This window comes from Brevibacterium sediminis, from assembly GCF_024895295.1.
GTDB classification, from domain to species: Bacteria; Actinomycetota; Actinomycetes; order Actinomycetales; family Brevibacteriaceae; genus Brevibacterium; species Brevibacterium sediminis.
Window position 1 is genome coordinate 169694 of the sequence record NZ_JAHQRN010000004.1, and the last position, 24960, is coordinate 194653.

Here is a 24960-nt window from a genome sequence, read left to right on the forward strand (position 1 = left end):
ATATCCCCATGACTGCCCCCGAACCCCGCGCTTCCGCACCCGAGTCGACCGACCCCGTCTGGAGCGAGGAACCCACCCCGGTCAGCCCCGAAGATCTCAGCGAAGGCACCTGGGAGCTGCTGCGAGCCGAGGCGACACGGGCGATGACAAAGGCCTATGTGCCGTACTCGAACTACCCTGTCGGAGCCGCCGGTCTCGTCGACGACGGTCGCATCGTCGGCGGCTGCAATATCGAGAATGCCTCGTTCGGGGTGACTCTATGCGCGGAATGCTCGCTGGTCTCCGAGCTGTTCATGACCGGCGGGGGCCGCCTCGTCGCCTTCGACTGCGTGGACGGAGAGGGCAACACCCTCGTTCCCTGCGGGCGATGCCGACAGCTGCTGTTCGAACACGGCGGCAACGAGCTCGTCATCAACATGCCCAGCGGACGCGCCCCGATGTCCGTGGTCCTGCCCGAAGCCTTCGGCCCCGACCACCTGGCCGGGGCGCACGACGGCCATGAGGCCAAGCACTGACGAGTCCTACCCCCGCCGAGGCGGCTGTGGCCCGGAATGTCACCACAGGGATTGATGACAACGAAGATTTCGACGACAACGCACGCATCGTCGACAACACAGATTTCGACGAGAACGAAGGATTGAGACCGTGAGCGTAGAAGCATTCGACACCGTCGACGTCATCGCTGCAAAGCGAGATGGCCGAGCCCTGAGCAAGGAGCAGATCGACTGGGTCATCGACGCCTACACTCGGGGTGCTGTCGCCGAAGAGCAGATGGCGGCCCTGGCCATGGCGATCTTCATCAACGACATGGCACCGGTTGAGATCGCGCACTGGACGCAGGCGATGATCGACTCCGGTGAGCGCATGGACTTCTCGTCCCTGTCCCGGCCCACCTCGGACAAACATTCGACCGGGGGAGTCGGCGACAAGATCACCCTGCCCCTGGCCCCGCTCGTCGCAGTCTTCGACGTGGCCGTCCCACAGCTCTCCGGCCGTGGCCTCGGCCACACCGGAGGCACCCTGGACAAGCTCGAATCGATTCCCGGCTGGCAGGCGGGACTGAGCAACGAGGCGATCGTCGACCAGCTCGAGGACGTCGGCGCCGTCATCTGCGCCGCAGGATCCGGATTGGCGCCGGCCGATAAGAAGCTCTACGCCCTGCGCGACATCACCTCGACGGTCGACTGTATCCCGCTCATCGCCTCCTCGATCATGTCGAAGAAGATCGCCGAGGGCACCTCCGGTCTCGTCCTCGACGTCAAGGTCGGCTCCGGTGCGTTCATGAAGGACCTGGCGAAGGCTCGCACACTCGCGCAGACGATGGTCGAACTCGGCAAGGCCGCAGGCGTCAACACCTCGGCGCTGCTGACCGATATGTCCACGCCCTTGGGCCTGACCGTCGGCAATGCCCTCGAGGTCCGCGAATCCGTCGAGGTCCTCGCCGGCGGCGGACCCGCCGACGTCGTCGATCTCACCGTGGCTCTGGCGGAGGAGATGCTGCGCCTGGCAGGCAAGACCGATGTCGATGTTCGAGCCGCGCTGGCCGACGGTCGGGCCATGGACAAGTGGAAGCAGATGATCCGCGCCCAGCACGGCGATCCGGACGCCGCTCTGCCGGTCGCCGAGCACTCTGAGGTCGTCACAGCGACCGACTCCGGGGTGCTTACGAAGCTCGACGCGCTGGGCGTCGGGGTGGCATCGTGGCGTCTCGGCGCCGGACGGGCACGGAAGGAAGACCCGGTCCAAGACGTGGCCGGAATCGAACTGCACGCCAAACCAGGGGACACGGTCACGGCCGGTCAGCCGCTCATGACACTGCACACGGCGACCCCGGAACGGTTCGAGCGCGCCATCGAGGCTTTGGAGTCCGCGGTCGAGATCGGCGGGGATGCCGCCTCGGTGCCGGAATCGATCGTCTTCGACACGATCACCTGAGCCGAATCGCACACTCTCAGCACTGCCGCGCGGCCGCTGGCCTCGCTACGCTGGACCTGATGACTCTGCGCGGCACCTGCACGCGCAACCTTGCACGACCACGCAACCTTGCACGACCACTTCTGGAGGACCGAATGACCAGCCGCACCGATGTCGCGAACATCATCGACCACACCCTGCTCAAGCCCGAAGCGACCCGCGCCGACGTCGATGCCCTCGTGGCGGAGGCGAAGGAGCTGGGCGTGCTCGCGATCTGCGTTTCACCGTCCATGCTGCCGATCACCGATCCGGGTGAGCTCGTCGTGGCGACCGTCGTCGGGTTCCCCTCCGGCCAGGTGAAGCCGGAGATCAAAGCCGCCGAGGCTGCTCAGGCCGTCGCCGACGGTGCTGCCGAAGTCGACATGGTCATCAACATCGGACAGGCCGTCGCCGGGGACTTCGACGGACTCGAGGCTGATATCCGCGGCGTCGTCGAGGCCAGCGGGGACGCCCTCGTCAAGGTCATCATCGAATCGGCTGCGCTCAACGACGAGCAGATCGTCGAGGCCTGCCGCCGCTCGGAGGCCGCAGGAGCCGGATTCGTCAAGACGTCGACCGGTTTCCACCCGGCCGGAGGCGCCAGCGCTCATGCTGTGTCTCTCATGCGCGAGACCGTGGGCGACCGCCTGGGAGTGAAGGCCTCCGGCGGAATCCGCACCGCCGAAGCCGCCGAAGAGATGATCGCTGCCGGCGCGTCCCGCTTGGGCCTCTCCGGCAGCGCCGCAATCCTCAACTCCCTCTAATTACTACCTGACGGCGGCCCAGCTACCTCGCGCGAGGTAGCTGGGCCGCCGTCAGGTAGTTCTGGGAGTGTCAGAGGGCGATGGCTTCCCGGATCTTAGTGACGGCCTTCTGCGCCGTTCGCTGTTTGATGAGGCCCTTTGATGAGGCCCTCTTTTGCATGGGCCGCGATCCCCAGGGTCGACTCTCTCCGGTCGAGTACGACGATGACGTAGGCCGGATTCATCGACGCGAAGCCTGATCCGATGACATCGCGGATGGTGACGACAGGGTCGTCGGTCGCAGGAGTGTGTGCGGACACCAGCTGAGTCACCTGATTGAGAACGCGTTCGGTCTCATCCGGTGGAACTTCGATGACGGCGTGATGGGTTTCGGTCTTCAGCCGCTTCGCCGACCACTCGGCACCGAGTCGACCGGCACCGAAGACGCTGCTGCTTTCGCCCAGTGATCCCAGCAGGCTGGTCAGAACCGCGTCGACCTCTGGATCGTGAGGAACGTCCATCGTTACCTCCTTCTTATTTCTACGGGCCCTAAATACTACGTGACGGCGGCCCAGCAACCTCGCGCGAGGTTGCTGGGCCGCCGTGAGGTAGTAATTAGAGGGAGAAGAAGGTTTTGAGCTCGGTGCTGATCGAGTTCAGGCGCTCCGTTAGGGCCGGTTTGAGCGAGGCGCTGGCCGAGGCGGTCGGTAGGCGCACTCCGGCGCTGGCCGCAGCACGTGCATCGGCCTCGGCCGCAGCCTGGATTTCCGAGGGTTCGGCGACGACCTCGAGATAGCATTTCAGTTTCGGCTCGGTACCCGAAGGACGCACGATGACCCGCGAGTTCGACTCCGAGAGGAGCAGGATTCCATCGGTCGGCGGCAGCCCCTCATACCCTGCCGACAGGTCGTGGACCTCGGCGACCGGGGAGCCGGCAAGAGCGGCCGGAGGGTTCTCACGCAGCTTCGCCATCGCCGTGCCGATGAGAGAGACATCGTCGAGACGGAAACTCAGCGGAGCGGTGGCGAAGTATCCGTCGCGATTGCGGATGCGATCGAGCTCGGCCTCGATGCTGCTGCCCGCAGCCTTGAGCCGTGAGGCCAGCGCTGCGAACGTCACAGCCGCCGAAATCCCGTCCTTGTCGCGTACGATCATAGGGTCGACGCAGTAGCCGAGTGCTTCTTCGTAGCCGAAGACAAGCCCGAGACTGGCACGAGATATCCACTTGAAACCAGTGAGTGTGTTCACTGCGGCGAAACCGTGGCTCTTAACCGCAGCCGCGAGAGCCCGGGAGGACACGATCGAGTTCGCGAAAACGGCGCCGTCTGAACCGCTTTCTGCGAGTCGGCCGGCGAGGTCCTCACCCAACAGCAGCCCCACCTCGTCGCCGGAGAGCTGACGGTAGCCGATGGCCGCCGACTCATCGGGGATGGCCGCAGAGAACCGGTCTGCATCCGGATCGTTGGCGATGATGAGTTCGGCACCGACCTCACGGGCCAGGGCAAAGGACTCATCGAGTGCGCCGGCTTCCTCCGGGTTCGGGAAGGACACCGTCGGGAAGTCCGGATCCGGTGCCTGCTGGGAGGCCACCGGGTGGAGGTTTGTGAACCCGGTGCGGGTCAGAGCAGCCTCGGCGACTCCGGCACCGACACCATGCAGCGAGGTCAGCACGATCGAGAGATCCGACTCCGCCCGGACACCCAGATCGTCGATGCGCGACAGATAGTCCTCGACGATCGACTCGTCGAGATGTTCCCACCCGGACTCCGCACGTGACACAGACGCCACGGACTCGACTGCTGAGATCTTTTCGGCGATGAGCGCATCGGCCGGGCTGACGATCTGCGCTCCGGCACCCGCTTCGGCGTCGGCCTCGGATCCGATCGCCTGCAGCGGACGCTGTCCCAGGTAGACCTTGTAGCCGTTGTCAGCCGGTGGGTTGTGGCTGGCCGTGACCATGACTCCGGCATCGGCCCCGCGCTGCGACAGCGCGAAAGCCAGCAGCGGGGTCGGCAGCTGCTCGGGTAGCTGAATCGCGACTCCGCCGGCGGCGGTGATGACGGCGGCAGTGTCGGCGGCGAACTCCGCGGACTTGTACCGAGCATCGCACCCGATGACGACTTGGAAGCCCTCACCGACGGTGTCTGCGAGGAATGCGGCCAGTCCGGCGGCGGCACGGATGACGACGGCTCGGTTCATCCGGTTAGGGCCGGCGGCGATCTCGCCGCGCAGACCGGCCGTGCCGAAGACGAGGGGACCGGAGAACCGGTCCTCGAGATCGGCGACCGCCGCCTCGTCGCCGCTCTCGGCCTCGGCGAGGATGTGCTCCAAGGAGATGGCCGTCTGCGGATCAGGGTCGTCGGCGATCCAGGAACGGACCACCTCGGCGTCGAATCCATTCGTGAAGCGGTCGGCTACGCGGGTCATATGAGGTCCTTTGCGAATTCGCGGTGGCGGGGCGGGGGAGCGCGGAGTGGGGCTGGCCGTCTCAGAGCTTCGCGACGATGTCGGCGAGCAGACGGGAGATGCGCGGGGCGGCCGCGGCTCCGGCTTCGATGACCTCTGCATGAGAGAGCGGGGTCTCCTGGATGCCGGCGGCAAGGTTCGTCACCAGCGAAATTCCCATGAGTTCGAGCCCGGACTGACGTGCGGCGATGGCCTCCAACGTCGTCGACATTCCCACCAGATCGGCACCGAGGACCCCGGCCATGCGCACCTCAGCGGGGGTCTCGTAATGAGGTCCGCGGAACTGTGCGTACACGCCCTCGTCGAGCGTCGGGTCGATCTCCTTGGCGATGGCGCGCATCCGCGGGGAGTACAGATCGGTGAGATCGACGAAGTTCGCGCCCTCGATCGGAGAGGTGCCGGTGAGATTGATGTGATCGGAGATGAGCACCGGAGTGCCGGGCCCCCAATTGCGGTTGAGCCCGCCGCACCCGTTCGTCAGCACCAGCGAGGAACAGCCGGCAGCCGCGGCGGTGCGCACACCGTGGGCAACCGCCCGGACACCCTTGCCCTCGTAGTAGTGGGTGCGCGATCCGAGGACGAGCGCATGCTTGCCGCTGGCTTCGATGCGCACAGTGCGCAACGTCGCGCCGTGGCCCTCGACGGCGGGGGCGTGGAATCCGGGGACCTCCGCCGCGGAGATCTCGGCAACGGTCTCGCCGAGGAGGTCCGCCGCCCCACCCCAACCGGAGCCGAGGACGAGCGCGATGTCATGGGCTTCGATGCCCGCGTTCGCGTTGATGGTCGTGGCCGCGGCGTGCGCGGCGGCGGTAGGATCGCTTAAGTCAGTCATGACGCCAAGATTATCAAGTTCCCCACCGCCCAAGGAGCGAGCACATGCCGATTCGAGAGCTGACCGACGGTGACGATCTGCGCCTGAATGAGGTGTTCGCCGATGCGACCACCCCGGCCGGTCATATGGCCAGGTCCTTGTTCCGTCCGTCCTCGGATTCGCCGTTGATCCGCTCCGTCGTCGCCGAGGTGCTCCCCGACGTTCCCGTCGGAGCCGCCGCGATCGCCGAATCCCCGCTTCACCCCTACCGGGCGTGGGTCCACGTCGAGGTCGCCGCCGAGGAGCAGGGACATGGTCAGGGGCGTGAACTCTTCGACGCAGTGTGCGCGGAGACGCGGGGAACCGCACTCGAGGGCCTCGATCTGCGTGCCCGTGTGCACGCCGGCAGCCCGGGAGAGGGCTTCGCGCAGGCGCTCGGGTTCACTCCGTTGACAACGACCCGCGTGATCCGGGTCCCCGCTGGTGCTCTGCCTCCGGCCGGCGGCGGTCGGGCCGAGGACCTCGAGATCGTTGCCACCGGTTCGGTGAAGCTGACGAAGGCATTCCTCGCCTGGTACACCGCCGTCAACCGAGACGATGCCGTCGGCCCGCTGACCATCGGACAGGTGAATAACGCTTTCCTCTCCGAGGCGGCCGGAGCTCATGGTGCCGCGCTGCTGAATGGCGCTGCCGGGACCGCCGAGGCGGGTGGACTCAGCGCCTTCGCCGTGTCCTATGCGCGGGAAGCCGACGAGACCGCCGGTGTTCTGCCCTCGGCCGGTGAACCGGGTGCCGGAGATGCTGTCGGGGACGGCAGGGCCACCGTCGATCAGGTCGACGAGGAACCGCCGACCGAGCTCATCCTCGGGTCGATGTTCGAGACTCGCGACGATGCCGCAGACACCACGGGTGAGGACTTCGCCGCGGCCGTCGCCGATGCCGAACTCCTGTTGGCCAGGCTGTCGGTCGACGCCGATGTCGTCATCGAAGTCACGAGCGGAATGCCCGTGATCTCCTCGCTCGCCGATCGACTGCTCGACGCCGGAACCGCCACCGAGCTCTACCGCTACGAGACTCTCTCAGGACCGCCTGCCGACGTCAACTGACTCAGGCTCGACTCCCGTTGGGCTGAAGAGGCGAACAGGGCGAGCCCGGTCCTCGGTGACGAACCAGCCCGTCCCCGGCAGCCCGTCGAGCGGGGCCTGTCGCAGCACTCCGAGCCCGGTGAGATCTTGCCTGGTATGCGCACCGAGCACGAGAAGCGGTCCGAGACTCTGTGCCTTCGCCAGAGAGGAACCATAGCCGGGAGTGAACCGTGTCGGCACAGTGAGCACATGGAAGCGTCCGTCGAGCAGATCCCAGTCGGCTGGTTCCGATTCCATGTGCACATCGTCGTGGACAGAGACCCCGCCGAGGCGGCCCAGGTACGTCGCGAATCCGGTCTTGCCGCTCTGTGGAGAACCGCGAACAGTGAGCACCGAACCGTCTCGCCGCGGATCCCACACCACTAGGTCGTCGAAAGCATCAACGCCGACCGGGATGCAGCCCGGCATGCCGCTGAAGGGTTCCTCGCCCACGCCCACAGATTGGTCAAGCCCCCGCCAGCGTGGAGCGAATCCCTTCCGGGCCTCCGGAATGCCGGGTGATCCGCCGAGGATGCTGGTGCCCGCCTCGGACATCGACGAATCGAATCGTGCCGCATCACCGGGTGCGAACTGCACATCAGCACCGTCCCCGCCGGCGGCCTGCGCGCGGGGACCGCGGATGACGGCGCGGAGATCCGGCCACGAACCGGCGAATCGCTGCCGGCTGAGCCCGACGCTCGTTCCGTCTTCGCCGGCCTCGGGCGGAAAGATGATCTGGGTGGAGAAACGAGAGCTCCTGCTCGTCATATTCCGGCACCCGGCGAGCAGGAACACGAGATCCGATTCGGCACCATGTCCGAGGAGACGTTCGGCCCGTTCGGCCCAGTAGTGGTCGAGCGAGTCGACGAACTCGGCCCAATTGCTGCAGACGATCAGGCTCTGTGGCTGTCGACTCTGCCTCGACCCGGTCGGGGAATCTGTGCTTTCACCGGCGCGCGAGAATCTGCTCGGGCCCCCACTGGCAGAGAGATGGTCGAGCACCGCCTGAATCCGCCAGCCCGAGCTCAATCCGCAGCTGATCTCGGCCCAGTCGAGGACCGCGGCGATCCTGCCGATCGCGATGATCCGTCTGGTCGGAGCGGCCGCTCGTGCCATGGCCGCAAGCACGGATTCCACGGTGTCCGGGCTGCCGCCTGTGAGGATCGTGGAACCATCCACGTCCGGGTCGAATGACCACATCTGCTGCCGCTGCTGACTGGGAACATCGATGATCCCCGTGACTGTCGGCGCGAATTCACCACCGTCCGTCACCGGTCCCGCAGAGGAAGCGGCGAGCTCACCATCAGAATGGGCCAGTGCCCCTGCCGCCCAGGCCGGCATCTCTTCAGGTCCCGGCAAGGGAGGCAGCACCACCTGTCGATGAGCCGAAGCGTCCTCGGCCCTGGCGATGTCGTGAGCCGCGGCGATGATGTTGTCGACGTGAACGCCGTGGGCGCCGCTGGCCAGGGACGGAACCGGCCCCGGAACCCAGGGACGAACGCGAGGGCGGAGGGCCGCCTCGGTGTGGGCGTCATTTCCGAAAGGAACCGCCACGCGGAATCGGGAGACGCAGATCCCGGAGTCCAGACAGGCGGCGCCGGGCTTGTCCGCGGGCAGGAACGCACCCGCCTCGGAGCCGATGACGTCGAAGGAATCGGTCTCATCGCGCACTCGCAGGCACACGCGAATGTTGATGTTCGCCTTCATCTGCCCGGTGACGACGCCCATCGGGCGCTGAGTGGCGAGAATGAGGTGGACGCCGAGGGACCGGCCGAGAGCTGTGAGGTGTTCGAGGAGGTCGGCGGCGCGAGGATGAGTGGCCATCAGCGCATGGAACTCGTCGATGACGATGACGAGTCGTGGGGGAGGATCGGCGAGATCGGCGACATCGGCACACCCGTGATCGGCCAACAGCCGCTCTCGATGGGTGATCTCGGCGCGCACGGAGACGAGAGCGCGAAAGGCGAGACCGGAGTCGAAGTCGTCGAGCACACTGTCGGTGTGAGGCAGATCCTGCAGCGGTGAGAACGTGGCTCCACCTTTGAAATCGATGAGGACGAAACACAATCGCCGAGGCGGCTGTGCCAAGGCCATCGACAGCAGCCATGTCTGCAGGAGCAGGGATTTTCCGCTGCCCGTGGTGCCGGCGACGAGAGCGTGAGGACCGTCGCAGAACAGATCGACGCCGACGTCACCGTCGGTTCCGCGCCCGATCGGCACCGGCCCCGAGGCGGGAGACCGCCACCGCGCTCTGATGGCCCCGGGCGCATCGTCACAGAGCTCACCGAGACCATGGTCGGGCCAGGTGCGGGGGCCGGTTTCGGCCGAACGGCCACAGTGCAGAGTGACGAATCGCGCGGCCGGCATGAGTGCAGCGACGAGTGCCCGTCCTGGCACCGGGCCACCGGCCGCAGTCGACGAGGTAGTGCGTGCCTGCGCGAGAGAGCCCACCGTCAGCGAGACCGCAGAGCCGGCATGCGGGGCGGTGAGCGTGAGCACGGCAGGGTGAACCGCCTCGTCGAGGGTGATCGAGACGGGATCGTCGATGCCGGCGTCTGGGCGTGACCCTGACCCGACAGTGGTCGATGCGTGGTCGGCGGAGAACCCGGTGCCTGCCAGTTCCGGCAGCAATGAGAGTTCGGGACTCAGTCGCCATCTGAATCGCCGGTCGGCCAACCAGGCGAAGGCCATGGTGCGCAGGACTGCGGGTGTTCCGCTGACGGTGACCGTGGTCGTACGTGGATCGATGCGGATCGGCATATCGGTGCAGACGATCCGACCGTCGACGTGTTCTGTTCCATGCTGCAGCCGTTCGTCGATGGTGAGGTCGCTGAAGACCGTCCCGAAGCCCAGACACAGACCAGGGGACGAGAAGATCATCTGACGCTGCGACTTCTCCAGGCGCCTCAGCCTGGCCCGCGCCTCGGCCAATGCCTCGTCGCGGTCAAGTCGACATTGTGCGCTGTCGCGGGTGAAGCGCTTCTTCTCCACCACGTAGGCAACCCACCCGGAGAGCGGGGCCGAGACGCTGAAGAGCAGGAACCACCACATTCCGGTGGCCACGGCCAGCACCACGCCGATGCCGACGGGGATGAGGAACGTCCACCACTGTGGGGGTCTGGCCGGCCGAGGATCGTCGACCGTCTTCGGGGCGATGTGGATGTCATTGCTGTGGTGCAGCGGCGGGGACCGGATCGGCGGAGCCGAACGGGCAGCCGAGGAAGAAGTGCCGACTGAAGAACCGAATGACGGGCCCGGTGCGAGCACAGTCGCACCCAGAGCTACGGCGGGCCCAGTCCCCGTGGCATCGAGTCGCAGCGGCTGAGGGGCGCGGGAGATGCTGGGGTCGATGATGGTCAGACAGTCGGGGTGGGGCAGTCGAGACAAGTGGGCCCGCCGTGGGTCGAGCGTCAGGGTGAATCCCGCATCCGGTCCTGCCAGGACGGACACGTTCGTCCGCGCGGAGTCGGCACAGTCGTCGGTGGTGCGCAGAACATTGGCCCCAACAACAGTGATGGGATTGAGTCTTTGCCAATGACCCCAGCTGATCGACTCGATTCTGTGATCGTCGAGCCGGTTGCCGGCGGCCAAGTCCTGGGAAGTCAGTTCCGCTCCGAGGGCAGACCGGAAGACCTCGAGGGCCGGTTGGGCTGATTCGGCTTCGATGCTCATGCTCGTGACGGCTCCGTTCGTCTCAATGCGGTGGATGAGTCCCAGGGTTCTCATGCCCACAGACTCACCGCGAGCGCATGGCTTGGGCAAGAGCGAGAATGCGCCCTGTGGATACGCTTTGGGCATCCACAGCCTCAGGATGCGTGAGTGGAGCCTGTGCCCACAGGAATCGGCGTCGAGGTGGAGACGGCTCGGGTTGATCAGTCGAGGCGCAGGGCACCCCGGGCATAAGCGGTGGCGTGGAGGTCGATGAGGCCGGGGACGAACGGCGAGAGCAGCGCCGGCGAGTAGCGGGCTTCGATGCGGATGCGCACCGAATGCGTTCCATCGGCGTCGGCGCTCAACCGCAGATTGCCCATGTCCTTCGGAGTCGGCACCGCGTTGAGGTACCGTCCGGCGGCGCGTTTGGCCGCCGGAGGTGAGAACACGAGACCGGGATCGTCACCGGGAGCCGGTTCGAACGAGTCCGAGGCCGCCAGCGCCGCAGAATCGGCCAGCCCCTGCAGCTCTCGGCGGGCCATGTGCAGGTCGGTCAGGGCGGCGATGAGGAAGGCCAGCAGCAAGGCGATGACGACGAAGCCGATGGCCAGCGGCGTGATCGACCCGGCATCCGAATCATGATCTGATTCGCGGCCGATCTGCGATTCGCGTCCCCGTTCACAGCGGTGCTCTCCCGCGGTCGGCATATCACTGATGTCCTGTGGCGACGACGTCGGTGTGGTTTGCGCGCAATGTGATGTGTGGAGACCGGTCGGAGCCGAAGAGGAGCGGGAACCCGGGCAGTGACACTTTCGTCTCGACTCGAGCGGTGATGAGAGAGCCGGCCTGTCCACAGGGTCCGGCACACGAGTAGGTGATGGAAGTCGGCGCATCACGCAGCCCGAAGTCCGCGAAATGCATTTTCGCGACGGCATGGGCGCGAGCCTCCGAGGGGTTCGCGTCGCGGGCGGCGATACGTGAGGCCGACATCGCCGCCGAGGTGGTCGCATAGCTGGCCGCCTGCAGCTGGGAGAGGGCGAGCATGAGGTAGATGACCGGGATGAGCAGGACGATGGAGGCGAAGATGAACTCGATGACCGCCGTTCCTTCGTCTGCGTCGTCGGTCGCGACTCCCTGGACGAACGCGGGTTCAGTCACGGTCGACGTCCTCGACGATGGATCGTCCGCGCAGGTCCCAGACCTCGGCGGGTCCCCACAGCCCGAGGACGGGCAGCGGGGTCGTCACCCTCACCTCGACGATCTCGACGGCACCGCGCTGTGACGTCGAGACTGTGACCTTCTGGGCATAGCGCTCGCCCACGGACACTCGGATGAGGTCGCGGGTGAGCTTCTGCCCGTCGCGCGGAGTCTGATCGGCCAGGCTCGCCTGCCTCGCCCCTGCGATGGCGGAGTCGATGACAGTGTTGCGGACGTGAATGACGAGACCGATCTGCAGGGCGCCGGCCAGGATGAGGGCCAGCAGCGAGGCGATGAGGGCGAACTCGGCGACGGCGGATCCCGAATCGCTGTGCTCGCCTGCCTCCGTCATCGAGGCAACCCTCCTCCGACTTCCCGGTAGTGTCTCGTCGCCACTGGTCACAGCTGGGTCACCCGGCCCCGCGGACCTTGTTCATCGCGTCTTGGAACATCGAGGTGAAGGCCTCGCCGGCCAGAGCCCACAATGCGACCACTAACCCCGCAGTCATCAGGGTGATGAGGACCCAGCCGGGAACGTCCCCGCGATCGGGACGGTCGACATCGGCGGTGAGGTTTGAGTCGATGCCGGTCTCGGCCACCTCGGTGATAGTGGTTCCACCTCGCGGAGGAGGACCCGGGATGAGCCCGAGCATGAACGGGACGAGGCGGTAGGTGAACTGGCGGAACATCGTGTCTCCTTCATCGGCGAGGTCGAGGGTTCGATCCGCGTGGTCAGTGGTGCGGGACTGGCTGTGGGTGCGGGCGTGGTCAGGGGTGCGGGCGTGGTCGGTGGTGCGGAGCGCGGTCGCTACGGGCTGAGGTCGAGGACGGTCAGGGACGGGAAGACGGCGAAGATCACGGTGACGGGAAGCACGAAGACGACAACCGGAATGAGCATCCCGATCTCTTTGCGACCGGACAGTTCCAGCAGCCGTCGTCGAGACTGTTCGCGCACGTCAGCGGCCTGGGAGCGGAGGACTTCGGCCAGCGGGGTGCCGCGGGTCATCGAGACGGCGAGGCCGTCGACGAACTGGACGATCTCGGGGATGGCGATGCGCGTGGCCATCCCATCGAGCGCTTCGACCAACGGTGTCCCGGTGCGGGTGGCGGCCAGGGCTGCGCGGAGTTCGTCGATGAGGTCGCCGGAGCAGGTGCGGCACACGCGTTCGAGAGCTTCCACGATCCCTTCACCGGCGGTGATGGACAGTGCGAGGAGCTCGGCGACGGTCGGGAATTCGGCGAGCACACGGGATTCGTGGCGGGCGATGGCTTGGCTGAGTCGCCAATCATTGAAGACGTGCCCGGCGATGCCGCCGCTGATGACGAGGACGACGGTGACGATGGGGGAGAAGCCGCGCTGCGCCGACAGTGCACCGGCCAGACCGCCGGCGACGATCATCCCGACGAGGATGCTCAGCACCTGGCTGATGCGGAAGCGTTCGATCGTGGCATTGCCGCCGAGGCGGTCGATGCGCAGCCGCAGAGTCGCATCCGTGGTGATGCGCGACGTCACCCACAGGGTCGAACCGATCAGCCAGGACTTCACCAGTCCCCAGAACCCCTCGGTGCGAGGGGTCGGCGGAGCGTAGATGTCGATCAGGGATTCCTGATCCCGCAGATAGGGTGCGATCCGCGACGACAGAGTCGGTCTGCGCAGCGGCGGGAGGGAGAGGACGAAGACACACAGGGCGAAGCCGTTGAAGAGTCCGAGGGCCAGGACCGACAGGGGCTCGCCGAGGGGACTCATGCCGCCCGCCGGTCCGCAGCGTCTTTGTCGTCGGCCGAGAATCCGCCACTCGCGCCGGGGCTGCCCGCGAAACGTCGGTGGGCGGCGCTGAGTGAGGACCCTTCGATGACTCTGGGTTCGGACGGGAGCCGACCGATGCGCTTCATCGCCTGATACGCCAGCAGAGAGACGACGAAGCCCGCCGCCAGGAGGATCAGCCCGGTCCGCGAGTTGTACGCCACGGCCGTTTCGGGTCGCGTGGAGAGGAATGCGAGCACCACCCACGGTGCGGCGACGGCCAGTCGGGCACCATTGACCGTCCATTGCTGCCGGGCGGAGAGCTCGTTGCGGGTGCGGGCATCGTCGCGGACGAACTGAGCCAAGGCTCGAAGCATGGTGCCCAGATCGCTGCCGCCGACCTGCCTGGTGACGCTGAGCGCGACGACGATGCGGTCGGCCACCGGGTCGGCGCTGACTTGCCGAAAGCGCTCCAACGCCAATGCGAACGAACCGCTGGCCCGATATTCCTCGGCGAAGACTTCGAACAGCGGTCGCAGCGGTTCGGGCCCGCGATGAGCCAGAGAGCTCAGTGCTTCAGGCAGGGACAGACCCGCACGGACACCGGAATTGAGATGGTCGAGAGTCTCTGGCCACAGCTCCCGCCGCATCACCTGTCGGCTCCGCGCCCGATGCTGCAGCGCCCGATGCGGCAGCCAGGAGGCGAACAGACCGAAGCACAGCGCGATCGCCCACGATCCGGTGAGCACTGTCGCGACGACCGCAACGACACAGAACGCTGCGACGGAGATGAGCAGCAGGTGGGCCGGCCGCAGCCTGGGGAATCCGGCCCCGGTGAGCATGTCATCGAGCTCGCGCACCCACCGCGACTGAGTCCTCTTGTTCTGTGGTCGCCGCCACAGTGACATCCAGATGAGGAACAGTCCTGCCCCGAGGCAGGCACCGATGAGCAGAGCGGACTGGGAATAGCTCACGCTGCCTCCAGAATGGCGTGAAGATCGCGGCCGATGGCCGCAAATCGCTCGCCGAGGTGGCCGAACCCCTGGCCGCGAACGAGCTGTCCTCGTGGCGAATGGAAGATCGTGTCGAGTTCGACGACGTCGCCTTCGACTCCGCCTGGCACCGCGCAGATCTCATCGATTCGACGCACTCCGGACGGATCCCTGCGCAGGTGGACGACGACATCGAGGCTGACTGCGACGGTGGGCACGACGAACGCCGAGGAGATGTTCGCCCCGGCCAAAAGAGGCAGAGTGCAGATCTTCGTGATCGCCGCCCGAGCAGAGTTCGCGTGGATTGTGCCCATCCCGGGCAACCCGGAATTCAGCGCGACCAGGAGGTCCAGGCTTTCGGCTTCTCGGACCTCGCCGACGATGATGCGCGTCGGTCGCATGCGCAGCGCCTCTTTGACCAGGGCGCGGAGGGTGACTTCGCCGGTTCCTTCCAGTGACGGCTGGCGGCACTGCATGGGAACCCAGTCGCGGCTGGGCAGATTGAGTTCGAAGACCTCTTCGCAGGAGATCGTGCGTTCGCGGGCCGGTATCGAGCCGGCCAAGGCGTTGAGCATAGTGGTTTTGCCGGCCTGAGTAGCCCCGGAGACGAGGATATTGGCACCGCACGTCACGGCCGCGTCGAGGAACTCGGCGGCCCCAGGAGTCAGTGAGCCGTGAGCGACGAGATTGGCGAGGTTGCGCGGCCGGGCGATGAACTTGCGGATATTCACGGCCGGGTGGGTGCGAGTGATATCGGGCAGCACGACATGCAGCCGGGACCCGTCGGGCAGAATGGCGTCGACAAACGGCTGGGAGAGATCGACGCGACGGCCCGAGGTGCGCAGCATCCGCTCGATGAGGTCATCGAGTTCGCCCGAACTCAGCTTCGTCGTCGTCAGCTGGTGGATTCCGTCGACGGCGATGAAGACCTCGCTCGGGGAGTTGACCCAGATCTCTTCGACGTGCGGATCATCGAAATAATCCTGCAGGGCACCGAAACGCGAGAGCTGATTATCGATGTGCCGAAACGTCGCCTCTTTGTCTTCGAGCACCGGGAGATCGGCGACGAGGCTGCGTTCGTCGTATTCGGCGATGACGGTGCGAATGAGCTCGCGAGAGCGCTGAATATCGGCGCGGGGATCCACATCGAGATCTCTGATCCGCTTGTGAACCTCGCTGGTGATGACTTCGGTGGCTTCCACTCTGAACCCTTGCCCGATCATTCAATTGACAGCGTGATTTGCTGTTTAACCTATCTGTAGTCGAATGAAGAATCTAGTGAATTCCGAAATCTGTGGATAACTGGGAATGAGTTCTGCAAATGCTCACGGTGTAGTTTCACGATTGTCATTGCGGGGCGTTTTCGTCTTGCGCAAGGGTGGGTTTCGGTCTATATTTTCCTCACCAGTCTTCGTATGAAGCGACGTGAGCCGCGCCGCCGGCGGGATGAATCAGATCTCCCGCCGGCGGCGCTTTTTGGGGCCGGGGCGACTGATCGGGGCTTGCCTCGACCGATCAGCCCTCGATATCTCAACGGTCGACCGCCTCGGCGCCGTTTCATGCTCGGGGGAGGGCATGCACTAGAATCGGATCATTATGGCCTCCACTGATTACTCTTCTGAAATCGCCAACCTCCGCCAGACGTACAAAGCGATTCTCGACGTGTCCGATCTGGACAACCTGCGCGACGAGGTTGCCGAACTCACGGAGCAGGCGTCGTCGCCGACGTTCTGGGACGACCCTGATTCGGCGCAGAAGACCTCGGCCAAGCTCTCGCACAAGCAGGGCGCCCTGGAGAAGCTCGAGAAGTTCGGTGAGCGGATCGACGACGCTGAACTGCTCGTCGAGATGTCCCAGGATGAAGGCGACTCGGACTCGCTCGAAGAAGCCGACCGCGACATCAGAAAGCTGCGCGATCAGCTGGCCGAACTCGAGATCTCGACCCTGCTCAGCCACGAATACGACGAGCGCTCCGCCGTCGTGACCGTGCGGTCGGGTGCCGGCGGCGACGACGCGACCGACTGGGCGCAGATGCTCACCCGCATGTACGTCCGGTGGGCGGAGAACCGCGGATACAAGGTCCAGGAGCTCGACACCTCCTATGCCGAAGGTGCGGGCATCAAGTCCGCGACCATCCAGATCGACGCGCCCTACGCCTACGGCACGTTGTCGGTCGAGGCCGGCACCCACCGTCTCGTGCGCATCAGCCCCTTCGACAACCAGGGCCGCCGCCAGACCTCCTTCGCGGCCGTCGAGGTGGTCCCGCTCATCGAATCGACCGACCATGTCGAGATCGACGAGAACGATCTGCGCATCGACGTCTACCGGTCCTCGGGCCCCGGTGGGCAGTCGGTGAACACGACTGACTCGGCCGTGCGCATCACCCACATCCCCACCGGTGTGGTCGTGAGCATGCAGAACGAGAAGTCCCAGATCCAGAACCGTGAGGCCGCGATGCGTGTCCTCCAGTCGCGACTGCTCGACCTCAAGCGCCAGGAAGAGGCCGCGCAGAAGAAGGAGCTGGCCGGCGATATCAAGGCCAGCTGGGGTGATCAGATGCGCTCCTACGTCACCCATCCGTACCAGATGGTCAAGGACCTGCGCACCGGCTACGAGGTCAACAACCCCTCGGCCGTCTTCGACGGTGACCTCGACGGACTCATCGAGGCCGGCATTCGCTGGCGCAAGGAACAGGAGATGGCCGAAGAGGCCGAGGCCTGATCCTGATTCTTCGGGCAACGGTACCGAACCGTCTCACTCGGTCGATGGCCGACTGAGGGTCGGCCGCCTCGGCAAGGCTTCGACCATCACCGAGGCGACTGTGAACTTCATCAGATCGCAACACACGCCCGGCCGCCTCCGCGAACATCACGGAACTGTTACGTACAGTGGAATCGGCCGAGCCACCCGCAACATGATTGAAGACCGACTTGATCAGATTCGACTCCGTTTCGAAGTCCTACGACACGCGTTCCCGCAAAGCACTCGATGACATCTCCTTCGAGGCTGACCGCGGGGAATTCGTGTTCCTCGTCGGGGCGTCCGGCTCGGGAAAGTCCACGGTCATCCGACTCATCCTGCGTGAAGAGGTCCCCAGCTCCGGTCGCATCCACATTGCCGGAAAATCCGTGGTGAAGATGCCCAGCTGGAAGGTGCCCTACCTGCGGCGGGGGATCGGAACCGTGTTCCAGGACTTCCGCCTGCTGCCGAACAAGACCGTGTTCGCCAATGTCGCCTTCGCCCTTCAGGTGATCGGAAAGTCCCGCGCGGCCATGTCGACCCTCGTCCCCGACGTCCTTGAGACCGTGGGCCTGGCCGGCAAGGAGAAGCGGTACCCCAGTGAGCTCTCCGGCGGCGAGCAGCAGCGTGTGGCCATCGCCCGCGCCGTGGTCAACAAACCCGGAATCCTGCTCGCCGACGAGCCGACGGGCAACCTCGACCCGGCGACGAGCGCTGACATCATGAACGTTCTCGAGAAGATCAACCGCAACGGCACCACGGTGCTCATGGCCACCCACGACGGAGAGATCGTCAACCGGATGCGCCGGAGAGTCATCGAACTGCGCGAAGGCGAAATCGTCCGCGACGTCGAAGAAGGCACCTACGGAGTCGCCTCATGAGGGCCGGTTTCATCCTCTCCGAAGTCTGGTCGGGTCTGCGCCGGAACTTCTCCATGGTCATCTCCGTCGTGCTCGTGACCTTCGTGTCCCTGCTCTTCGTCGGTGCCGCGATCCTGCTGCAGATGCAGGTCGGGCAGATGAAGGACTTCTGGTACGACCGCGTGCAGGTCTCCGTATTCCTGTGCCCACCGGATTCTGAGGCGACGAACTGCGTCGACGGTGAAGTCACGGGCGACCAGAAGGATCAGATCCGGGCCGAACTCGAAAGCTCCGATCTGGCCCCCTATGTCGACAAGGTCTATTTCGAGGACAAGACCGAGGCCTACGAGCACTTCCAGGAGCAGTTCAAGGGCACCAGCCTCGAAGGCACAGTGCCCAAGGACGAGATGAACGAGTCCTTCCGGGTCAAACTCAAGGACGCCGAGAAATACGACATCATCAAGGAGACGTTCTCGTCGACTCCCGGGGTGGAAGAGGTCGTCGACCAGAACCAGCTGCTCGACCGCCTGTTCGGGGTGCTGAACATCGCGACCATCGTGGCGATCGCGATCGCCGGCATCATGCTGCTGTGCGCGATGCTGCTCATCGCCACCACCATTCGACTCTCCGCGTTCTCGAGACGCCGGGAGACCGGCATCATGAGGCTCGTCGGCGCGTCGAATACCTTCATCCAGATGCCGTTCCTGCTCGAGGGCGTCATCGCCTCGGCCATCGGTGCGACGCTGTCCGCCGGTGCTCTGGGACTGCTCGTCCACTTCGGAGTCAGCGGTTGGCTGCAGTCGCAGGCCACGGGATTCAGCCTCATCTCCGGATGGGACGTCCTCCTCATCACCCCCGTACTCATCATCATCGGCGTGCTCATGGCCGGAGCATCGTCGCTGATCACGCTGAACAAGTACACGAAGGTCTGAGATGAGACGCAGACTCGGACTCGTCCTCACGGCAGCTGCGCTGGCAGTGGTCATGCCGGTCACCTCGGTGGTGGCCGATCCTCGCGACGACAAGAGCGAGGTCGACGAACGCGTCAAGGAACTCCAGCAGGAGTTCGAAGGTCTCGATGAGGACCTCGCCCGCGTCATCGCCGAACGCGATGCGGCGCAGGAGAAGCTGCCGGACGCCGAAGCCGAATCGAAGGCCGCCGACGATGCGCTGGCTGAGGCGATCGAGAAGGATGAGGACATGGCCGCGCGCCTGACCTCGGCGGAGAACGCGCAGAAGGATCTCAAGGACACGATCAAGTCCGGCACGGAGGAGATCGACAAGCACAAGACCTCGGCGGCGCGCATCGGACGACAGGCCTACCAGAACTCGGGCATCACGTCCGATCTGGCGATGCTGCTGCAGATGGCCGAGGGCACGAGCGCCGACGGCGGCATCGGCCGCGTCGACTCGGCGGTGCGATCCCAGCAGCGCACGATCGACAAACTCTCCGAACAGCGGGCGCTGAACAAGAACAACGAAGAGCGGCTCTCGGGCGTGACGGAGAAGATCTCCGACCTCAAGGACGAAGCCGCCGAGGCGGTGCTGGCCAAAGAGGCCGCGCAGGTCGATGCGAAGAAGAAGGCCGACAGCCTCAACGACCTCATCTCCGCGAAGGACGATGCGGAGAAGACGATCTCCGACAACAAGGACAAGACCGAGAAGCAGCTGGCCGATGAGAAGGCCGAGCAGGACCGGTTGGCCGAGAAGGTCCGGGAATGGGAGAAAGAGCAGGAGAAGAAGGGCAAGTTCGTCTTCGGCGACGGAGTCCTGGCCAACCCGGCCAAGGGATACCCGACGACGTCTCCGTTCGGATACCGGGTCCACCCGATCACCGGTGCACGGAAGCTGCACACCGGAATGGACTTCGGCGTTCCCTGCGGAACCCCGATCCGCTCGGCCGGCGACGGAATCGTCGTCACCTCCGGCTGGACCGGCGGTTACGGCAACCGCGTCGTCATCTCCCACGGCAAGATCAAGGGCAAATCGATCGCGTCGACGTACAACCACAACACGAAGCTCAAGGTCCATGACGGGCAGAGGGTCAAGAAGGGCGATATCATCTCGTACTCCGGTACGACGGGAGCGTCGACCGGCTGCCACCTGCACTTCGAGATCATGGAGAACGGCGGCTACGTCGATCCCAAACCCTTCATCTTCTAATTGCTACCTGACGGCGGCCCAGCCACCTCGCGCGAGGTGGCTGGGCCGCCGTCAGGTAGTTCTGGGAGGGGACGGGCGTGCGGAAGGGCGGCGATGGGATAGAATTGATGGCTGTGCCCGCAAACGCGTGCACAGGTGATCGGGAGCAGAGAGGAGGCCGGTCATGCCGAAGGACACAGGCAAGAAAGTCATTGCGAGGAACCGCAAGGCGCGCCACGACTACCACATCGAAGACACGTGGGAGGCCGGACTCGTACTCACCGGCACCGAGGTGAAATCGCTGCGCGAAGGCCGAGCATCGCTCACCGACGGCTTCGCCCTCATCTTCCAGAACGAGGCCTGGCTGGAGAACGTCTACATTCCCGAATACCTACAGGGGACGTGGACGAATCACTCGGCCCGCCGCCGTCGTAAGCTGCTGCTCCATCGCGAGGAGATCCTCAAGATCTCGCAGAAAGTCAAGGAATCCGGCCGGACCCTGGTCCCGCTGGAGCTGTACTTCGACGGCTCACGCGTCAAGGTCGAGATCGCCCTGGCCCGCGGCAAGCGCGAATGGGATAAGCGACAGGCACTGCGCGAGGCGCAGGACAAACGCGAAGCCGAACGCGCCATGAAGTCCAAGCAGTACCTGTAAGGGCCTGCCGACGGTGGGTTCGATTCCCGCCATCTCCACCGTCTCTCGGCTCCGTCGCCGAGGCGGTCCGAGCGCATCCGAGCGCGTCCGGTCACGTATTCGCGGAGTTCAGGGAATGCAATTGGCTCGGTCTGCGTTGTACGAGTATGCTGGAGTATCTGATCGGCGCCAGCAGCCGCCTCGGCGGATGAAACAGCTGATCAGGTTTGGTAACAGAATATGGGGATGATCGGTTTCGACGTTGGACACTGCGTCGGGAGAAGCGGGCCGAGAATGCAGAGTCATCTCGTTAATGTCCTCTGCAAAACAATAGGTGCTAAGTCTAACAACCGCACCGATTTCGCCCTCGCTGCCTGATAGAGCGCGAGCTGCGAATCCGTCAGCCTAGAGTTGCCTCTGCTCTAGATCCTGGCGTCGCTTAAGAGGCCACTGCTTCAGGCACATGTTGGGGGTGCCTGAGGGACTTTCACTCAACTCCGTTCGTTGGCTTACGTGTTCGTGCGATAGCCAGAACCTAAGACACTAATTCACGAACTGCGCCCGGAGAAGTCCTGACAATCTGCCGACGGACGCGGGTTCGATTCCCGCCATCTCCACGTGTCCAAGCCCCGGATTCCGCAAGGATCCGGGGCTTTTCGCTGTCCGGATATCCCCAGACCTGCAGTTTCATCACATCGACACCGGTGAACACCATCGCCGAGGCGGCCGGACAGGGCCGTTCCCATCTGGCCTTTGGAGAGCGGCTGGGTTCAGCCCCGATGAGATACGGTGGACCCGAGTTCAGAGAGGGGACCGGCAACGATGTTCTATCCGCCGCTGATCGGCTATCTGCTCCTCGCCGTTGTCTGCGTCGTTCTCGTGTTGGTCATCCGCGGCGACCGTCTGCCCCGCAATCGTGCAATCGGAATCCGGTCGGCGCTGACGCTGCGGTCCGAGGCTTCTTGGAAAGCTGGCCACCGTGCGGCGATTCCCGTGCTCATCATCATCAGCATCATCGCCGTCGGGTTCTCGATTGCACTGTTGAGCGTTGAGAAATTCGCCTGGCCGAAGGCAGTCGGAGCCGTTCTCGCAGTCTCGGGGTGGCTGCTCATCCTCGGCCTCTTTGTCAGAGTCTGGACGACGGCCAACCGCGCGGCGCGATCCGCGGACGACTGATCTGCCACGGCGACGACCTCCGACGGAGACGACCGCCATACCGTTGTCTGGGCACTCTCTTCGCGACGCCCTTGCGAGACCCGGGAGTTCCGACCACTCGGCCGATCACGATCAGCCATTCGGCCGAGGCTCGGCCTCCCCGAAACAGGAAGGATCGAGGGTGTCAGACAGCAGCCACGCGCCGGCTGTGAAACCCCGGCCCAGCACAGTGACTGCTCACTCCGATCCGATAAGGACGCTCCACACTCATGAAGAAGGCACTCATCGCCCTCGGCACCATCGTCATCATCCTCATCGCCCTCATCGGCGGACTCATTGTGGCTGAGAACCGTGCGAAAGTCGCACTCGAAGCCGACGTCGCCGACTACCTGGACGGCTGCGCGATCACACCCGACACGATCGACGTCCACGGTCGCCCCTACCTCCTCTACGCTGCACAGCACACCGCAGACCTCAGCTACGTCGATCTCGACCCAGCGAAGGGAACGAACAAGGATCAGGTCCTCGTCCACCGCCTCGTCGACGGCCACGCCGACCGGCTCACCCGCTTCATCACCTTCGACTACCCGTCAGGCCAGGTCCGGCCGGTGAAGAATCCCGATGACTCCTACACCGAGGTGGCCACCATCGACGGCAAGAGGGTGACCTTCTCCGCCCGGGCGGAAGGCAACCGGCTCGATGTTCTCGCCGACGAGCGTTTCCTCACCGACCGCGCCCTGCCGCAGGCGGCCGAAGTGCGGAACGTGTCCGCGGGAGACGATGGCGTGGTTGTCGAGGTCGAATACGCTGACACCGACTGCCGCTGATACGGTCAGCGCAGCGCACGACAATGCCGAACCCGAGAAACCAGAACCTGGCATCCGGCGTTGACTAGACTGTGAGCAAATGAGACGACTCCTCACCTGGCTGTGGCTGATCCCGGTCCCGCTGACCTTCGCCCTGGAACTGTTCATCGGCAGCGGCTGGTCACTGATCCTCGGCAACGTCATCGCCGTGGCCGTCGGCCTGCCCATCCTCATTCGAGCCCAGTTGCGTCCGGGACGGTCTGCACGGCTGGAGTGGGCCGTCCTCGGACTGCTCGGCGGCCTCGCCCTGGCCGCCGTCGCCGCCACACTGAGTCTGACGACTCTGTGGCTGAGCCTGACGGTGCTGGCGATGCTCACGCGCGCATCCTCGGGCCGGATGAGCATCGCCTCCATTGTCGTTCTCGCAGTCGCGAACATCGTCTGTCCCCTGGTCATGGCCGACGGTGCGACCTTCGCACTCATGGTGTTCGCCCTGGTCATCGCCGCGATCGCGATCGGTCTGATGCTGCGATCGAATGACCGCACCCTGATCGAACGACAGGCCACCGCCACCGAGGCGGAACGACGTCGCATCGCCACCGAACTCCACGACCTCATCGCCCACGAGGTGACCGGAATCGTCGTGCTCGCCCAAGCCGCCGGGCGCAGTGACAGCCCGGACCTGAGAACAACGGCCCTGGCGAAGATCGAAGATTCGGGGACCCGCGCGCTCGAGGAGATCCGCCGCCTCGTCTCCGACGCCCGCAGCGACACGCGAACCGATGCCTCACCCGTCACCGCTGCGGGAACGGTGTCCGATCCTGGCGCGGAGACCGCTTCCCGCACCCCGATCGCTTCGGGTCCGCAGGCTCTGCGTGACCGGGTCGCGGCGTTCGGCAAGTCTGCGACGATCACAATCGACACCCCCACCGAGGTGGCCGCCCCGGTCTGGCCCGTCCTCGACCGTGTCCTCGTCGAATCCCTGACGAACGTGCGCCGTCACGCCGGCGCCGATGTTCCGGTGACGGTCACCGTCATGACCGAGCCCGCCACCCCGACTGACTCAGCCGAAAACCTCGCCGGGCCCGACGCTCTCGGCACCCTGACCATGACCGTGACCAACGGACCCGGTTCCGGTGGGGTCGGTGCCGGTAGCGGCACGGGACTGAACAGTCTGCGCGTGAGGGTGAGCCACCTCGGCGGGAGGATCGAGGCGGGACCCGAACCCGGGGGAGGGTGGAGCGTGGTCGCGCGATTGCCGCTCAATCCAGTGAACGACCACCGAACAGGGGAGAGCCGATGATCACCGTCGCTGTCGTCGACGATCAGGAGATGGTGCGGATGGGATTCTCACTCATCCTTGACGCCGAAGCCGATATCCGCGTCACCGGGCAAGCCGCCGACGGCGTCGACGCGATCGCTCTTGTCAAACGCGAACAGCCCGATGTGGTGCTGCTCGATATTCGCATGCCGCGCCTCGACGGTTTGGCTGCGCTTCCGCGACTGACTCCGTATTCGCAGGTCATCATGGTCACCACCTTCGATGATGATGACTATGTCGATGCGGCTCTCGCCGGGGGAGCCAGCGGATTCCTGCTCAAGGACGCCGGAGCCGACCTCCTGCTCGCCGGAGTCCGAGCGGCGGCGAACGGCGATGCGCTCATCTCCCCCTCGCTCACTCTCGACCTGCTCCGACGGCGCACCGCCGCACCCCGGTCGGAGACCGCGCGCATCGACAGCCTCAGCGATCGGGAGACCGAGATCGCAAAGCTCGTCGCCGTGGGACGGACGAACCAGGAGATCTGCGCCGAGCTCTTCATCTCACTCGGCACCGTGAAGACCCACCTGGGCAGCATCCAGGCCAGACTCGATGCCCGTAACCGCGTCGAGATCGCCGCCCGGATGTGGGAATCCGGGGCCATGAACTCCAACGGCTGAGGAAC

24 protein-coding genes and 1 other RNA gene are annotated in these 24960 nt (G+C 65.2%); 14 read left to right on the top strand and 11 right to left on the bottom strand.

The features are described 5' to 3' along the window. Positions 1 to 8: 8 nt before the first annotated feature. The 3 genes from KTJ89_RS10705 (at position 9) to deoC (ending at position 2717) form a co-directional block, all read left to right on the top strand. Positions 9 to 515: a cytidine deaminase gene (locus KTJ89_RS10705; RefSeq protein WP_259357722.1), complete on the top strand. Its 507-nt coding sequence runs from the start codon at positions 9 to 11 to the stop codon at positions 513 to 515. Positions 516 to 645: 130 nt separating this feature from the next. Further along, a complete protein-coding gene (locus KTJ89_RS10710; protein ID WP_259357723.1) occupies positions 646 to 1935 on the top strand; it encodes a thymidine phosphorylase in 1290 nt (429 codons plus the stop codon). Between the two features lie 134 nt (positions 1936 to 2069). Beyond that, a complete protein-coding gene (deoC, locus tag KTJ89_RS10715) occupies positions 2070 to 2717 on the top strand; it encodes a deoxyribose-phosphate aldolase (protein ID WP_166823111.1) in 648 nt (215 codons plus the stop codon). A gap of 95 nt (positions 2718 to 2812) precedes the next feature. Here the strand turns inward: deoC and KTJ89_RS10720 are convergent, their stop codons facing one another. From KTJ89_RS10720 to KTJ89_RS10730, 3 genes are all read right to left on the bottom strand, one after another. Next, positions 2813 to 3217, bottom strand: coding sequence for a hypothetical protein (locus KTJ89_RS10720; RefSeq protein ID WP_259357724.1), 405 nt, complete (start codon positions 3215 to 3217; stop codon positions 2813 to 2815). A 94-nt stretch (positions 3218 to 3311) separates the two neighbouring features. Then, positions 3312 to 5123, bottom strand: coding sequence for a phospho-sugar mutase (locus tag KTJ89_RS10725; RefSeq protein WP_259357725.1), 1812 nt, complete (start codon positions 5121 to 5123; stop codon positions 3312 to 3314). A 61-nt stretch (positions 5124 to 5184) separates the two neighbouring features. Next, entirely contained in the window at positions 5185 to 5994 is an 810-nt protein-coding gene (locus KTJ89_RS10730) for a purine-nucleoside phosphorylase (RefSeq protein WP_139908654.1), read from the bottom strand. 44 nt (positions 5995 to 6038) lie between these two features. On the opposite strand from KTJ89_RS10730, the gene KTJ89_RS10735 reads away from it, so the two are divergent. Then, complete coding sequence (locus tag KTJ89_RS10735; protein ID WP_259357726.1) at positions 6039 to 7079, top strand: GNAT family N-acetyltransferase; 1041 nt, start codon at positions 6039 to 6041, stop codon at positions 7077 to 7079. On the opposite strand, the gene KTJ89_RS10740 is transcribed toward KTJ89_RS10735, so the two are convergent. The 8 genes from KTJ89_RS10740 to KTJ89_RS10775 all read right to left on the bottom strand — a co-directional run bounded on the left by KTJ89_RS10740 (position 7053) and on the right by KTJ89_RS10775 (position 15883). Next, positions 7053 to 10823 (bottom strand): FtsK/SpoIIIE domain-containing protein, encoded by a 3771-nt coding sequence (locus tag KTJ89_RS10740; RefSeq protein ID WP_259357727.1) that lies wholly within the window; start codon positions 10821 to 10823, stop codon positions 7053 to 7055. The genes KTJ89_RS10735 and KTJ89_RS10740 overlap by 27 nt on opposite strands. A gap of 146 nt (positions 10824 to 10969) precedes the next feature. After that, on the bottom strand, positions 10970 to 11455 hold the full coding sequence (locus tag KTJ89_RS10745; protein WP_259357728.1) for a pilus assembly protein TadG-related protein: 486 nt from the start codon (positions 11453 to 11455) through the stop codon (positions 10970 to 10972). A gap of 1 nt (position 11456) precedes the next feature. Beyond that, positions 11457 to 11906 carry a hypothetical protein gene (locus KTJ89_RS10750; RefSeq protein ID WP_259357729.1) on the bottom strand — a complete coding sequence of 150 codons (450 nt, stop codon included), beginning with the start codon at positions 11904 to 11906 and terminating at the stop codon, positions 11457 to 11459. Further along, entirely contained in the window at positions 11899 to 12297 is a 399-nt protein-coding gene (locus KTJ89_RS10755) for a TadE/TadG family type IV pilus assembly protein (RefSeq protein WP_172170900.1), read from the bottom strand. Before KTJ89_RS10755 ends, KTJ89_RS10750 begins: the two co-directional genes overlap by 8 nt. A gap of 58 nt (positions 12298 to 12355) precedes the next feature. Next, a complete protein-coding gene (locus KTJ89_RS10760; RefSeq protein ID WP_374990276.1) occupies positions 12356 to 12598 on the bottom strand; it encodes a hypothetical protein in 243 nt (80 codons plus the stop codon). 155 nt (positions 12599 to 12753) lie between these two features. Continuing rightward, complete coding sequence (locus KTJ89_RS10765) at positions 12754 to 13692, bottom strand: type II secretion system F family protein (protein ID WP_259357730.1); 939 nt, start codon at positions 13690 to 13692, stop codon at positions 12754 to 12756. Further along, the gene (locus tag KTJ89_RS10770) at positions 13689 to 14663 is read right to left on the bottom strand and encodes a type II secretion system F family protein (protein ID WP_181272335.1); all 975 of its coding nucleotides are present in this window, start codon (positions 14661 to 14663) and stop codon (positions 13689 to 13691) included. The genes KTJ89_RS10765 and KTJ89_RS10770 overlap by 4 nt, the downstream gene beginning before the upstream one ends. Beyond that, positions 14660 to 15883: a TadA family conjugal transfer-associated ATPase gene (locus tag KTJ89_RS10775; RefSeq protein WP_259357731.1), complete on the bottom strand. Its 1224-nt coding sequence runs from the start codon at positions 15881 to 15883 to the stop codon at positions 14660 to 14662. The genes KTJ89_RS10770 and KTJ89_RS10775 overlap by 4 nt, the downstream gene beginning before the upstream one ends. 394 nt (positions 15884 to 16277) lie before the next feature. Between KTJ89_RS10775 and prfB the strand changes: the two genes are divergently transcribed. The 10 genes from prfB to KTJ89_RS10825 all read left to right on the top strand — a co-directional run bounded on the left by prfB (position 16278) and on the right by KTJ89_RS10825 (position 24955). Continuing rightward, on the top strand, positions 16278 to 17402 hold the full coding sequence (gene prfB, locus KTJ89_RS10780) for a peptide chain release factor 2 (RefSeq protein ID WP_259357732.1): 1125 nt from the start codon (positions 16278 to 16280) through the stop codon (positions 17400 to 17402). A gap of 209 nt (positions 17403 to 17611) precedes the next feature. Beyond that, complete coding sequence (gene ftsE, locus KTJ89_RS10785) at positions 17612 to 18301, top strand: cell division ATP-binding protein FtsE (protein ID WP_139908579.1); 690 nt, start codon at positions 17612 to 17614, stop codon at positions 18299 to 18301. After that, on the top strand, positions 18298 to 19212 hold the full coding sequence (gene ftsX, locus KTJ89_RS10790) for a permease-like cell division protein FtsX (protein ID WP_101547458.1): 915 nt from the start codon (positions 18298 to 18300) through the stop codon (positions 19210 to 19212). The genes ftsE and ftsX overlap by 4 nt, the downstream gene beginning before the upstream one ends. A gap of 1 nt (position 19213) precedes the next feature. Beyond that, the gene (locus KTJ89_RS10795; RefSeq protein ID WP_259357733.1) at positions 19214 to 20443 is read left to right on the top strand and encodes a M23 family metallopeptidase; all 1230 of its coding nucleotides are present in this window, start codon (positions 19214 to 19216) and stop codon (positions 20441 to 20443) included. A gap of 163 nt (positions 20444 to 20606) precedes the next feature. Further along, positions 20607 to 21077, top strand: a complete 471-nt coding sequence (smpB, locus tag KTJ89_RS10800) for an SsrA-binding protein SmpB (protein WP_101547462.1) — start codon at positions 20607 to 20609, stop codon at positions 21075 to 21077. A 221-nt stretch (positions 21078 to 21298) separates the two neighbouring features. After that, positions 21299 to 21676, top strand: a transfer-messenger RNA (tmRNA) gene (ssrA, locus tag KTJ89_RS10805). 169 nt (positions 21677 to 21845) lie between these two features. Continuing rightward, entirely contained in the window at positions 21846 to 22232 is a 387-nt protein-coding gene (locus KTJ89_RS10810; protein WP_139470379.1) for an SdpI family protein, read from the top strand. 248 nt (positions 22233 to 22480) lie between these two features. Next, the gene (locus KTJ89_RS10815) at positions 22481 to 23038 is read left to right on the top strand and encodes a hypothetical protein (protein WP_139470378.1); all 558 of its coding nucleotides are present in this window, start codon (positions 22481 to 22483) and stop codon (positions 23036 to 23038) included. Between the two features lie 79 nt (positions 23039 to 23117). Then, on the top strand, positions 23118 to 24320 hold the full coding sequence (locus KTJ89_RS10820) for a sensor histidine kinase (RefSeq protein ID WP_259357734.1): 1203 nt from the start codon (positions 23118 to 23120) through the stop codon (positions 24318 to 24320). Continuing rightward, positions 24317 to 24955: a response regulator gene (locus KTJ89_RS10825; RefSeq protein ID WP_259357735.1), complete on the top strand. Its 639-nt coding sequence runs from the start codon at positions 24317 to 24319 to the stop codon at positions 24953 to 24955. Before KTJ89_RS10820 ends, KTJ89_RS10825 begins: the two co-directional genes overlap by 4 nt. The last annotated feature ends 5 nt before the right edge of the window (positions 24956 to 24960 follow it).